This is a genomic window from Dactylosporangium thailandense, assembly GCF_059739745.1.
This window is the reverse complement of sequence record NZ_AP029195.1, coordinates 43,801-56,422: the sequence shown is the minus strand read 5'-3', so window position 1 is coordinate 56,422 and position 12,622 is coordinate 43,801. Positions and strand designations below refer to the sequence as shown.

8 protein-coding genes are annotated in these 12,622 nt (G+C 69.0%); 3 read left to right on the top strand and 5 right to left on the bottom strand.

The genetic code is table 11. From position 1 onward, the window contains the following. Positions 1-65 precede the first annotated feature (65 nt). From AC6JBM_RS00215 to AC6JBM_RS00205, 3 genes are all read right to left on the bottom strand, one after another. Entirely contained in the window at positions 66-1,355 is a 1,290-nt protein-coding gene (locus AC6JBM_RS00215) for a cellulose binding domain-containing protein (RefSeq protein WP_497981575.1), read from the bottom strand. Between the two features lie 140 nt (positions 1,356-1,495). Next, positions 1,496-2,944 (bottom strand): non-reducing end alpha-L-arabinofuranosidase family hydrolase, encoded by a 1,449-nt coding sequence (locus tag AC6JBM_RS00210; protein ID WP_497986758.1) that lies wholly within the window; start codon positions 2,942-2,944, stop codon positions 1,496-1,498. A gap of 32 nt (positions 2,945-2,976) precedes the next feature. Further along, positions 2,977-5,067, bottom strand: coding sequence for a family 43 glycosylhydrolase (locus AC6JBM_RS00205; RefSeq protein ID WP_497981574.1), 2,091 nt, complete (start codon positions 5,065-5,067; stop codon positions 2,977-2,979). A 462-nt stretch (positions 5,068-5,529) separates the two neighbouring features. Here AC6JBM_RS00205 and AC6JBM_RS00200 point away from each other — a divergent pair, with 462 nt between their 5' ends. Both AC6JBM_RS00200 and AC6JBM_RS00195 read left to right on the top strand, forming a co-directional pair. After that, complete coding sequence (locus AC6JBM_RS00200) at positions 5,530-7,290, top strand: family 43 glycosylhydrolase (protein WP_497986757.1); 1,761 nt, start codon at positions 5,530-5,532, stop codon at positions 7,288-7,290. Positions 7,291-7,323: 33 nt separating this feature from the next. After that, complete coding sequence (locus AC6JBM_RS00195; RefSeq protein ID WP_497981573.1) at positions 7,324-8,931, top strand: glycoside hydrolase family 27 protein; 1,608 nt, start codon at positions 7,324-7,326, stop codon at positions 8,929-8,931. A 114-nt stretch (positions 8,932-9,045) separates the two neighbouring features. On the opposite strand, the gene AC6JBM_RS00190 is transcribed toward AC6JBM_RS00195, so the two are convergent. Continuing rightward, entirely contained in the window at positions 9,046-10,086 is a 1,041-nt protein-coding gene (locus AC6JBM_RS00190; protein WP_497981572.1) for a glycoside hydrolase family 11 protein, read from the bottom strand. Positions 10,087-10,403: 317 nt separating this feature from the next. Continuing rightward, a complete protein-coding gene (locus tag AC6JBM_RS00185) occupies positions 10,404-11,549 on the bottom strand; it encodes a PucR family transcriptional regulator (protein WP_497981571.1) in 1,146 nt (381 codons plus the stop codon). A gap of 124 nt (positions 11,550-11,673) precedes the next feature. On the opposite strand from AC6JBM_RS00185, the gene AC6JBM_RS00180 reads away from it, so the two are divergent. After that, complete coding sequence (locus tag AC6JBM_RS00180; protein WP_497981570.1) at positions 11,674-12,600, top strand: proline dehydrogenase family protein; 927 nt, start codon at positions 11,674-11,676, stop codon at positions 12,598-12,600. Positions 12,601-12,622 lie beyond the last annotated feature (22 nt).

Here is a 12,622-nt window from a genome sequence, read left to right as displayed (position 1 = left end):
CGCTCTCCGATGGTGCCGCCTCGCAGACCGCCCCCGGAGGCGGCCCGCGAGGCGGTAGGCCTCGATCAGGGGCTGGCGCAGGTGACGTTGCCGGGGGACGTGGTGCTGCTGCCGGTCGCGACGAATCCGAACGTGGTCGTGGCGTTCGCGCCGAGCGCGGCGTTGTAGGAGGCGTTCCTGACCGTGATGCTGCCGGTGGACGCGGTGTTGACGCCGCCCCAGAGACTGCTGATCGCCTGGTCGCCGGCGAGCGTCATGCGGACGGTCCAGCCGTTGAGGGTGGTGGAGCCGTTGTTGGCGACGACGACCTCGCCCTGGAAGCCGCCGGGCCAGCTGTTGACGGCCCGGTAGGTGGCGGAGCAGGTGCCGGGCTGCCCACTGGCGGGCGGAGAGCTCGGCGGCGCGCTGCTCGGCGGGGTGGACGACGGAGGAGCCGAGCTCGGCGGGGACGTGTTCTCGAACTGTGCGAAGAACTTCCAGATCTCCCCGGACGTCCAGGTTCTGGCGTCGTTGGGGCTGCCCGACCCGTCGACCGGGCTGGGGGTGTGGTCGCCGTCGAACGCGGCCCACTGGACCGGGTAGCCCGGCCGGCACCCGGCATATGTGGTGGTGACGTGGGTCAGGCTGCCCTGCGCCGGCTCGCGCGGGTTCTGTGGCGTACAGCCGTTGTTCCGCACGAACGTGTCGCGCAGCGACCGCCCGTTACTGATGTTGAGGACGCTGTCGTGGATGCCGTGGATGCCGAAGTAGGCGACGGGCTGGGTACCGCCGTTGCATCCGCTGAGGTTGGCGCCGGACAGGACGGCGACGGCGCGGAACACCGCCGGACGGGCGCAGGCGATCGCGTAGCTCATGGCGCCGCCGTAGCTCCAGCCCAGCGCGAAGATCTGGGTCGTGTCGACGCAGAGGCCGCCCTCGACGAGCCTGGTCAGATCGTCCACGAGGGTCAGATCCTGGCCGTTGGTGTTGGCCCAGCCGTTGTTGATGCCCTGCGGCGCCACGAAGATCGTGCCGTTGTTCGACAACGGCTGCAGTCCGTAGTACCCGGCCGAGGCGACCGCGCCGGCGGAGCCGTTCAGCCAGTGCAGCCCGAAGACCAACCGGTACGGGTGGCTGTTGTTGTAGTTGTCCGGAACTCTCAGGATGTACGTGCGGTTCTGTCCGCTGCTCTGCACCGAGTGCGTGCCGCTGGTGAGCGCCGGGGCCTTGCCGCATCCGGCGGTCGCCGCCAGGGCGGGGCCGGTGGCGGCGACCGCGGTTCCGTCACCGCCGCCGGTCAGCGCCTGGCCGGCGGTGACCGCGACGAGGACCGTCGCCACCGCGACGGCCGATACGAACATTCTGCGCTTCGGCATCAAGCACCTTACCCTTCCATGGATCGACGTTCGGGCATCGACGAACATCCGTCATTCGTGTGGGCGTGTGCACTGGCCTCGACGGGTGGTCGCAGGCGACGCCGGTTGCCTGCGACCACCGCACTACGCCGGAGGGATCGTCACCGCTGCAGGGTCAGCACACCCGGGCGGTAGGGCAGCAGGCCGTAGTCGCCGCCGGAGCTCGGGGACCGGCCCTGGTACAGCAGCTGCAGGTTGCACGGGTCGACGGTCTTGGTCTGGTCGGGGTTGGTGCGGACCAGGTCGCCGTGGCTGATGTCGTTGGTCCACGTCGCGCCGCTGTTGGCCTTGCCCGCGAACGGGTTGCCCTCGCTGGCGGCCTGCGGGGTCCAGGAGCCGCTGAGGCTGGAGGCGGTGAAGGAGCGGAAGTAGCGGCCGTTGGCGCCGATGGCCTCGACGAGCATGAGGTACTGGTTCTGGCCCTGGATCTTGTAGACCTCGACGCCCTCGAACAGGTTGTTGGTCGAGTCGCTCATGATCTGGGTGTAGCTGGAGCCGAAGCTGCCCGGGAAGTTCCCGATCGGCATGCTCGCCCGGTAGATCTTGCCGTTGTCGCCGGCGAAGAACAGGTACATGTTCGAGCCGTCACCGATGATGGTCTGGTCGATCGGGCCCGTGCCGGAGCCGGAGATGCTGCCGGTGAAGAGCGTCTGCTGGGCCGACCAGCCGTTGGGGTTGGACGGGTCGCTGGAGGTTCGGTACGAGAAGGCCGTGCCGCCCCACTGGTAGGTCAGCACCCAGATGTTCTTCGGCGCGAAGTAGAACAGCGTCGGCGCCACGGCGCTGAAGTTCATCCGGTTCTGGCTGGCCGAGCCCATGTCGGACCAGTTGGTGAACAGCCCGAAGTTCATCGACCCCCACGACGAACCGGTGTCGTGGGTCGTCGCGTACACCAGATGCTTGCCGTTGTACACGACGTTGGTGAAGTCCTTCAGCGACACCCAGCCGTTCGCCGGGCTGGCCAGCGCACCCGTCGACGACCACCGGTACGACGACGGCAGCGAACAGCTCCCGCCGGTGTTGCCCGGCGTGGTCGGGGTCGTGCCGTCGACACGGACGAGCTGCCACTGCTGGTTGGTGCCACCCCAGTCGCTGTACTGCACGACCGCTCCCCCGTCGGCGGTGGAGGCGCCCTGCACCTCGACGGCCTTGCTGGAGTTGCGGTTGATGAGCCGCACGTAGCCGCTGTCGGAGTCGGCGAGGCGGAACTGCTGGTTCGTGCCGTTGCCATCGGTCCACTGCACGAGCTTGGCGGAGTCGGCGGTGGAGAAGTTGTATACGTCGAGGACCTTGCCCGAGTGGCGGGCCTTGAGCCGGTAGTAGCCGCCACCGGAGTCGACGAACTGCCACTGCTGGTTCTGCCCGCCGGAGCGGCTGTACTGCTGGATGCAGGCACCGTCCGCAGTGGACGCGCCGCACACGTCGAGGGCCTTGCCGGAGTTGCGGTTGACGAGGGTGTACCACGCTGAGGTGTCGACGGTCGCCGCCGAGGCGGAGGTCGCGTTGACGGCGACCACCATCCCGGCTACCACGACCGTCGCCGCCAGCATGGCGCCGAGCGCTTTGCTGTGCACAGAAACTCCTAAGCGGTCTGGGTGAACGAGCGCACGGTGACGGCGCCACCGAGCGACCTTGTGGCGTAGTTGAAGACGGCGTAGCGGTACCCCATGAAGAACTGCCAGGCGTTGTTGAGCGTGAACGCCGGCCCCAGGGCGGTGAAGGTGACGCCGTCGGTGCTGTAGGAGAACCGGGCCTGCCGCCCGGAGCCGGGCCGGATGTCGGCGGTGGCGCGCAGCCAGATCCGGCCGCCGGTGACGGTGGCCGAGGCCGCCACGGAGCCCGTGCCGGTGGTGTTCCAGCTGCCGTCCATGGTCAGGCCGTTCACCATGGTGACGCGGGTGGTGCCGTTGTCGCGCTGCACGCCGATCCAGGCCGAGGAGTCGCGCAGCATGGCCAGGCCGGAGCGGTCCCCGTCGGCCATCGCCGAGTAGTCCAGCTCGACGGTCGCCGTCGAGGAGGGGCCCTGGATGCGTTGGGTGAGCGTGTTGCGGGCCGAGTACAGGTCGTTCGTCACGGTCGCGGTCTGCAGGCGCAGGCCGCTGCCGGACGACCACCTGGTGTTGTCCGGGTTGTGGTTCCACTCCCACTGCGGGCCGAGCGCGGCGGTGGCGAACGTGTCGGTGCCGATCATCGGCTTGACGGTCTTCGAGGTCGTGATGTTCGGCCTCGGGTAGTTCACGCCCCAGGCGCCGTTGACGGTCTGCAGGACCGGCCAGTCGCCGCTCCACGTGATCGGCGCGAGCGTCGGCACCCGGCCGCCCGGGTAGGCGTCGGTGAACGCCATGTAGTACCAGTCGCCGTTCTGGGTCTGCACGAGCCCGCCCTGGTGCGGCACGCCCCCGCCGGAGATCGGGCCGGGCGTGTCGAGCAGGACCTGGCGCATCTCGTACGGGCCCCACGGGCTGGAGGAGCGCAGGACGTACTGCCCGTTGGCGGGCCGGGTGACCCAGATGTAGTAGTACCCGTTGCGCTTGTAGAACCGTGAGCCCTCGAGGGTGATGCCGGACGGGGCGGTGAACACCTGCTGTGAGCGGACCTGGCTCGTCCCGTCGGCCGACAGCTGGGCGACGCTGAGGGTGCTGTTGCCGTAGGCGACGTACATGGTGTCGTTGTCGTCGATGAGCATCCCGGCGTCGTAGTAGCAGGCGTTGATCCGGGCCTTCTTCGACCAGGTGCCGTCGACGGCCGAGGCGGTGTACACGTAGGTCCGGTTGAACTCCACGCAGCCGAGCCAGTAGTAGGTGCTGTTGCTCGGCCGGTAGTTGAGTGTCGAGGCCCAGATGCCCTTGACGTACGCCCGGCCGCCGCTGAGGTTGTAGGCGTTGGAGTCGAAGTCGAGGCTCGGCACGGAGTGCCCGGCGTACTCCCAGTGCACCAGGTCGTAGGAGCGCAGGATTGGCGCGCCCGGCGAGTAGTGCATGGTCGAGGCGGAGTAGTAGTAGGCGTCGCCGACGCGGATGATGTCACCGTCGGCGAAGTCCTGCCAGACCACGGGGTTGGTGAACTGCCCGGCCGGTGCCGAGGTGGTCGGCGTCGGGCTGGTCCCGCCGTCGGCGCGCACGAGCTGCCACTGCTGGTTGGCGCCGCCCCAGTCGTTGTACTGCACGATGTTGCCGCCGTCCGCGGTGGACGCGTTCTGCACCTCGACCGCCTTGCCGGAGTTGCGGTTGAGCAGGCGCACGTAGCCGCCGTCGGAGTCGGCGAGGCGGAACTGCTGGTTGACGCCGTTGCCGTCGGCCCATTGCACGATGCTCGCGCCGTCGGCGGTGGAGAAGTTGTAGACGTCGAGCACCTTGCCCGACGAGCGCGACTTGAGCCGGTAGTAGCCGCCGCCGGAGTCGACGAACTGCCACTGCTGGTTCGCGCCGTTGTTGCGCGTCCACTGGGTGATGCGCGCGCCGTCGCCGGTCGCCGAGTTGTACACGTCGATCGCCTTGCCGCTGTTGCGGTTGACGAGGGTGTACCAGGCGCTCGTGTCGACCGTGGCGGCGGCGGCCGGCGCGATGTGCAGCGCGACGGCGGCCGCCGCGGCGAGCAGGAGCACGGTGGCGAAGACGGTCGCGGGCCGGCGCCGGGCGGCTGTAGGCGCGGTGCGGTCAAGGGGGGAATGCATGAGGTAAGTCCTTCTGGCGGTAGGGACTTCACTGTTTGTTAGCGCTAACAGCGGTACGTCGGCGCGTCCGGCCGTCAGGCATCGAGATCGATGAGATTGCCAGATCGAGCTCGCGCTTTCAAGCCTTGGCCGCCATTCCCGCGTGAAATTCCGCGATGGCGACCCGCCGACCTTTCACGCGCTCCCGCCATAACACTTTTTCCGAAAAAGCTCTGGATCGAGCGCGTCGAAAAGCGTTATGCGACCACGTCGGGAATGGTCGCACCGGCTCCCGGCCAACGATTTGCTTGAATGCCCGGAGCGATTCTGGCAAGGTTCCCTGACATCCCGTCACCGATCGCTCCCCCGCGCCCGCCGCGCGCCTTGTGAGCGATAACAAATCCATCCCAGGAGCGTTCCGTGAAAGTTTCCATCCGGCGCGCGCTCGTCGCGGCCGCCGGCCTGCTGTGCCTGACCGGACTCATGCCGGCCGCCTCGGCCCGGGCCGACAACCCGATCGTGCAGACCATCTACACCGCCGACCCCGCGCCGCTGGTCTACAACGGCCGGGTCTACCTGTACACCGGGCACGACGAGGACAACTCGACGTACTTCACCATGCGCGACTGGCGGGTCTGGTCCTCCGCCGACATGGTCAACTGGACCGACCACGGGTCGCCGATGAGCCTGTCCACGTTCAGCTGGGCGAGCTCGGATGCGTGGGCCGGGCAGACCGTGTACCGCAACGGCAAGTTCTACTGGTACGTGCCGGTGCGCATGGCCAACGGCAGCAACGCCATCGGGGTCGGCGTCGCCGACAACCCCACCGGCCCGTTCCGCGACGCCCTGGGCCGGCCGCTGATCCAGAACTCCGAGATCGACCCGACGGTCTTCATCGACGACGACGGGCAGGCGTACCTGTACTACGGCAACCCGCACCTGTGGTACGTGAAGCTCAACGCCGACATGGTCTCGACCGCCGGCAGCCCGGCCCAGATCCCGCTGACCACCGCCGGTTTCGGCACCCGCACCGGGAACACGAGCCGCCCGACGCTGTTCGAGGAGGGCCCGTGGGTATACAAGCGCAACGGCCTGTACTACAACGTCTTCGCCGCGAAGTGCTGCTCGGAGTACATCGCCTACTCGACAGCCACGTCGCCCACCGGGCCGTGGACCTTCCGCGGCACCGTCATGCCGACCCAGGGTGCAAGTTTCACGAACCACCCGGGCGTCATCGACTTCAACGGCGGCTCGTACTTCTTCTACCACAACGGGGCCCTGCCCGGCGGCAGCGGCTACACCCGCTCGGTGGCCGTGGAGAAGTTCAGCTACAACAGTGACGGGACCATCCCGACGATGAACATGACCACGACGGGCGCGCCGCAGGTGGGAACGCTGAACCCGTACGCGCGCCAGGAGGCCGAGACCATCGCCTGGGAGAACGGCGTGGAGACCGAGCCCTCCAGCGGGGGCGGCATGAACGTCGGCTGGATCGAGAACGGCGACAACATCAAGGTCAAGGGCGTCGCCTTCGGCGCCGGCGCGACGTCGTTCAGCGCGCGGGTCGCCTCGGCGACCAGCGGCGGGCGCATCGAGCTGCACCTGGACAGCCTCAACGGCACCCTCGTCGGCACCTGTACCGTCGCCGGCACCGGCGGCTGGCAGACCTGGACCACCGTCACCTGCCCGGTGAGCGGCGCAACCGGCACCCACGACCTGTACTTCAAGTACACCGGCGGGTCCGGCAACCTCTTCAACGTCGACTGGTGGCAGTTCGCCGGCACCGGCGGCGGTGACAACGGCGGCGGCAACCTGCTCGCCAACGGCAGCATGGAGAGCGGCACCAGCGGCTGGTCGGTCTTCGGCGCCGGCACCCTCGCGTCCAGCTCGGTCGTCCACGGCGGCAGCCAGTCGCTGCAGATCACCGGCCGCACCGCGGCGTGGAACGGCCCGGCCCAGGACGTCACGTCGAAGCTGACCAACGGCAAGAGCTACACGACCAGCGCGTGGGTCCGCGCGCAGAGCGGCACCCCGAGCGCGAAGGTGACGCTCGCCGTGACCGCGAACGGCACGACCAGCTACGTCCAGCTCACCCCGGCCGCCACGGTGAGCACCGGCGGCTGGACCCAGCTGACCGGCACCGCCACGGTCTCGTGGACGGGCACGCTGACCGGTGCCACGCTCTACGTCGAGACGGCCGCCGGCACCGACGGTCTCTACCTCGACGACGCATCCCTGCAGTAGCGCACCCGAGCCGACTCGATCGAGGGAGAGATCATGCGTGTGCAACAGCGGCCCTGGCTGGCCCGCGCGGTGGCGTTGCTGCTCGCGGCCGGCGCCGCCGTGTGGTTCATCGGTGTGCGCACGGCCGAACCGGCCCAGGCGCTCGCCAACAACCTGGCGCTCACCCCGCCGATGGGGTGGAACGACTGGAACGCGTACGGCTGCAACGTCTCCGAGGCCCTGGTCAAGCAGACCGCCGACAAGCTCGTGTCGTCCGGGCTGGCGGCCGCGGGCTACCAGTACGTGAACATCGACGACTGCTGGATGCAGCACAGCCGCGACGCGGCCGGCAACCTGCAGCCCGACTACGCCAAGTTCCCCGACGGGATCTCCGGCACCGCGGCGTACGTGCACGGCAAGGGCCTGAAGCTCGGCATCTACGAGGACGCCGGGACCCAGACCTGTGCCGGTTACCCGGGCAGCCTCGGGCACGAGACCCAGGACGCGCGCAGCTTCGCGGCCTGGGGCGTCGACTACCTCAAGTACGACAACTGTTTCAACAACGGCAGTTCGACGACCCAGCAGTACGTCTCGCGCTACTCGGCGATGCGTGACGCGCTCGCGGCCACCGGGCGCCCGATCGTGTACAGCATCTGCGAATGGGGCGTCAACGCGCCGTGGACCTGGGCGCCCGACGTCGGCAACCTGTGGCGCACCACCGGCGACATCCAGGCCAACTTCGGCAGCGTGCTGAACATCTTCCACCAGAACGTGGGCCTCGCCGCCTACGCCGGACCCGGCCGGTGGAACGACCCCGACATGCTCGAGGTCGGCAACGGGATGTCCGCCACCGAGGACCGCGCGCACTTCAGCCTGTGGGCCGAGATGGCCGCGCCCCTGCTGGCCGGCAACAACCTGGTCAACGCGAGCGCCACGACGCTGTCGATCCTGGGCAACAAGGCCGTGATCGCGGTCGACCAGGACCCGGCCGGCAAGCAGGGCCGGATGGTGAGCTCCTCCGGCGGGCTCGACGTGCTGGCCAAGCCGCTCGCGAACGGCGACGTGTCCGTGGTGCTGTTCAACGAGAACAGCACCACCGCGACGATCAGCACCACGGCCGCCGCGATCGGCAAGTCCGGCGCGTCGTCCTACTCGCTGACCGACCTGTGGAGCGGGGCGGCCAGCACCACCGGCGGCGCGATCACCGCGAGCGTGCCCGGGCACGGCGTGGTGATGTACCGGGTCGCGGGCGGTACCACCGGCAATCCGGGCGGCGGATCCACGACGACGATCCGGGGCACGGCGTCCGGCCGCTGCCTCGACGACCCCAACGGCAGCACGACCAACGGCGTGCAGCTGGTGATCTGGGACTGCAACGGCGGCACCAACCAGCAGTGGACCTCCACCGGCTCCAAGCAGCTGCAGGTGCTCGGCAAGTGCCTGGACGCGTACAACAACCAGACCTCGCCCGGCACCAAGGTGGAGATCTGGGACTGCAACGGCCAGAGCAACCAGCAGTGGAACGTCAACGCCGACGGCACCATCACCGGCGTGCAGTCCGGGCTGTGCCTCGACGTGAGCGGCGCGGCCACCGCCAACAACACGCCCGTCCAGCTGTGGACCTGCACCGGTGCCACCAACCAGCGCTGGACCCGCTCGTGAGCGGCCGGCCCTGGGCCGGCCGCCGGCAGGCGCGGAAGTAGCGTGCCGCGGGCGCGGTGCGCGGCGGCCCCACCAGGCCGCCGCGCACCGCGGGCAATGTGCGGAGCCCCGGCGTCAGCCGGTGCTGCAGGAGACCGATGGCCAGGTCCATTGACCATTGGCCATGATCGTGACCCCGAAGTTGTTACCGCTGCCGTTCGGTTTGCCGACCATCACGTACTGGCTCGGCCAGGTTGCGCTCACGTTCCAGGTCGAGCTGATCGTTGCCGGCGCCGGGACGTTCATCGTCACGGTCCAGTTGCTGGAGCCGGAGACCGCGACGTTGAGGTTGTAGCGGTCGTTCCACTTCTGGCCCGCCGACAGCGTGGCCGTACAACCGCCATTGCCACCGCCACCACCGCCACCGCCACCGCCGCCGGTGCTGCCACCGCCGCCACCACCGCCGGAGCCCTCGCTGACGGTGATGTTCGAGCTTACGTTGCTCTGGTAGCCCTCAGTGGCCATGATCTGGTAGTTCGGGCTGCCCAGCTGCAGACCGGCCTGGCGCCACGCGTTGAAGTGGTTCGCCACGTTGATGGTGCCGCCGGTACGCTTCTGCTGCCGCACGCTCCAGTACTGGTAGAACGTCGCGGTGCCCTGGATCGAGGGCTGGTTGACGCGCTGCGTGCGGTACAGGTCGTACGTGCTGCCGTCGGTGGTGACGGAGCCGAGGCGCTGGGCTCCGGTGCTCGGGTTGTAGTTGCCGAAGTTCTCGACGATGTAGTACTCGACGAGCGGGTTGGTCATCCAGCCGTACAGGGCGAGGTAGCAGTTGCCGCCGCAGTTGAACGAGCCGGAGTAGTTGACCGTGTGGCTGGTGGAGCCGGGGTTCCAGCCCTTGCCGACCACGGAGTTGTTGATGCTGTTCATCTGGACGCTGTAGCTGCCCCCGGCGCCCAGGTTCATGGTGACGTTGCCGCTGTCTTTCCAGTACGAGAAGAAGTAGCCGTTGTGGCTGCCGGTCGAGTTCGACGTGATCGTCCGGTCGGCCTCGGCGTGGGCGGTACCGGCGGCCATCACCGAGACGGCCGCCAGGGTGACGGCGCTGGCCACGCCGATGAGCAGTCGCAGGCGTCGGCGTCTGCGGCCGCTCGGCTGAGCGAGTGTGTCGTGCATGGATGCTTCCTCCTCGAAAGGGCGGGCGAGGTCGCTCGACGGGCACCAGGGCACCGAGTGGCCGTCCATGCGGTCGACGGCCGGTTCTACTGATCGATGCTGGTCGAACCCGAGGTAGCGAGATTATGGGCACGCCGCCGGCCCTCTGGCAAGAATTCTCGGAAAAGTTCCGGAGATTGCCGCAAGCAACGTGAGCCGCCAATTTGGACAACATCGCAGGTGGAAGCGATTGCGCCGATGTCGGATGCCCGGCGATCCGCCCGGCGACAACACCGAAAGGCGCAGGCCCAGACCGAAAGTTTCGAACGTTGCCCGGGCTAGGACGGCAACACGAAGTCAGCCAGCATCAGGGCCAGGTGGAGGTAGGTCCGGTCCGCCCCGCGCCTGAGGTCGAGCCCGGTCCTGCGTTCGACCTGCGCGAGGCGGTGATAGAGGCTCTGGCGGTGCACGTTGAGCACCGATGCCGCCTGGCCGGCGCTCCCGGCGGAGTCGAGGTAGACCCGGGCCGTGCGCACAAGCTCCGCGTGGCGCTCGTCGCTCAGGAACGCCATCAGCTGCTCGGAGACGACCGCCTCGGCCAGGTCGTGGTCGGCGGCCGCCGAGAGGAGTTTGAGGACGCCGAGCGACGCCCACTCCGTCGGTGCGGCCGGGTCGTTGGCGCGCGCGACCCGAAGTGCCGTCAGCGCGCCCCAGCGGGACCGCCGCAGGTCTTCCAGGGCGCCGACCTGCGGGCCGATTCCCACGAACGGCGCGGTGGTCAGTGGCCGGGACCGGCGGAGGTAGCCCAGGCGCGTGAGGAGCTCGATCGAGGTCGGGGACGTCGACGGGGCCTGCGGCCTGATGCGGCCGCGCACGATGGCGCTGGCGATCGTGGGTGACTCCTGGACCCAGACGACGCCGTCGCGGCGGCTTTGCGCGGCGAGCGGCGTCGGGTGCTCGACAAGGAGGCAGGTGACCGGGTCGCCGACGCGCAGGTCGGACGCGAAGGCGATCTCCCTGGCGGCGGCGCGGGCCGTCATCCGGTCACCTTCGACGAGGTCGCGGTAGAAGAGGTTCAACCGGGTCTGGCGCCGGGTCGACTGGCTCAGCAGCAGCGCGGCGATCTCGGCGATGCGGGTCGCGGCCGGCCAGTCGTGCTCCGGGATGGCCTCGTCGGGGTCCAGGAGCCAGAAGTATCCCTGCACGCGGTTGAGGTGCCGGGCGGGGATGCACAGCCGGGCCGAGATGCCCAGATCTGGGTCGGCGGGTGTACGGATCGGCGTCGTCGACGTCCGGATGCCCTGAGCGTGGAACCAGTCGCGCACCTGGCTGGTCGCCCGCCGCTCCAGGATCGAACGCTGCCGGACACTGTCGACGTCGCTCTGCCCCGAGTAGCCGAGCAGATTGAAGTCGGCGTCTTCAAGGGTGCACGGTGCGCCGAGCAGGACGGCCATCTCATCGACCAGGTCGTCCAGCTCCGTCACCAGACAAATGTAACAACCTTCGGAGCTGTGTTCGTGGCATCCGTCTCTCGTTGCGGGCGGGCCCGCCCTCCTAGTTTCTGCTGGGTGGTGCCGCTGGGGGCACTTCGCACCCGAAGGAGGGCACGTGCTGGGTCCCACGTTGCTGCGGGCGTCGCGCAACCAACGGCTGCGCGGCGTGATCGAGCGCAACCCGTTGACCCGGAAGGTCGTCACGCGATTCGTGGCCGGCGAGGACCGGGACGCGGTGCTGGCCGCCGTCCACCGCCTGCACTCGCGCGGCATGACGACGACCCTGGACTTCCTCGGGGAGGACGTCAGCGACCTGGCCGGCGCCCGTCGGGTCCGGGACCAGTACCTGGCCCTGCTCGACCGGCTGCACGAGGCCGGCGACGCCGAACGGTCCGAGGTCTCCGTCAAGCTCTCCGCGGTCGGGCAGTCCATCCCGAAGGACGGCCACGAGATCGCCCTGGGACACGCGCATCAGATCGCCGTCGCGGCGGCCGCCGCCGGTTGCCGGATGACCCTGGACATGGAGGACCACACGACGGTCGACTCCACCCTCGCGATCGGCGACGAGCTGCGGCACGAGTTCCCGCTGACGGGCAACGTGCTGCAGGCCAACCTGCGGCGGACGGCCGGCGACCTCGCCCGCCTCGCCGGCTCCGGCGCCCGCGTCCGGCTCGTCAAAGGCGCCTACCGGGAGCCCGAATCGGTTGCCTACCAACGCAAGCACGAGGTCGACGCCGCATACCGGCAGGGCCTGCACCAGCTCATGACATCCGGCTGCTACCCGATGGTCGCCACCCACGACCCGGCGATGATCCGGGCGGCGCGCGACGCCGCTGAGCGGCACGGCAAGGGACTCGACGAATGGGAGATCCAGATGTTGTACGGCATCTCCGCCGGCCTGCAGTCCCAGCTCGCCAGGTCCGGCCACACGGTACGGATCTACATCCCGTACGGCACGGACTGGTACGGGTACTTCATGCGGCGGCTCGCCGAACGGCCCGCCAACGTCGCCTTCTTCCTGCGCGCCCTCGCCCGCGGCTGACCTCCCTCTCCCCTCGACGACA

What these genes read in the sequence shown, in the direction of transcription:
- AC6JBM_RS00200 (WP_497986757.1), top strand. Translation starts at nt 5,530, where the DNA reads ATGCCGGCCGCCTCGGCCCGGGCCGACAACCCGATCGTGCAGACCATC.
- AC6JBM_RS00205 (WP_497981574.1), bottom strand. Translation starts at nt 5,067, where the DNA reads ATGCATTCCCCCCTTGACCGCACCGCGCCTACAGCCGCCCGGCGCCGG.
- AC6JBM_RS00215 (WP_497981575.1), bottom strand. Translation starts at nt 1,355, where the DNA reads ATGCCGAAGCGCAGAATGTTCGTATCGGCCGTCGCGGTGGCGACGGTC.
- AC6JBM_RS00190 (WP_497981572.1), bottom strand. Translation starts at nt 10,086, where the DNA reads ATGCACGACACACTCGCTCAGCCGAGCGGCCGCAGACGCCGACGCCTG.
- AC6JBM_RS00210 (WP_497986758.1), bottom strand. Translation starts at nt 2,944, where the DNA reads ATGCTGGCGGCGACGGTCGTGGTAGCCGGGATGGTGGTCGCCGTCAAC.
- AC6JBM_RS00195 (WP_497981573.1), top strand. Translation starts at nt 7,324, where the DNA reads ATGCGTGTGCAACAGCGGCCCTGGCTGGCCCGCGCGGTGGCGTTGCTG.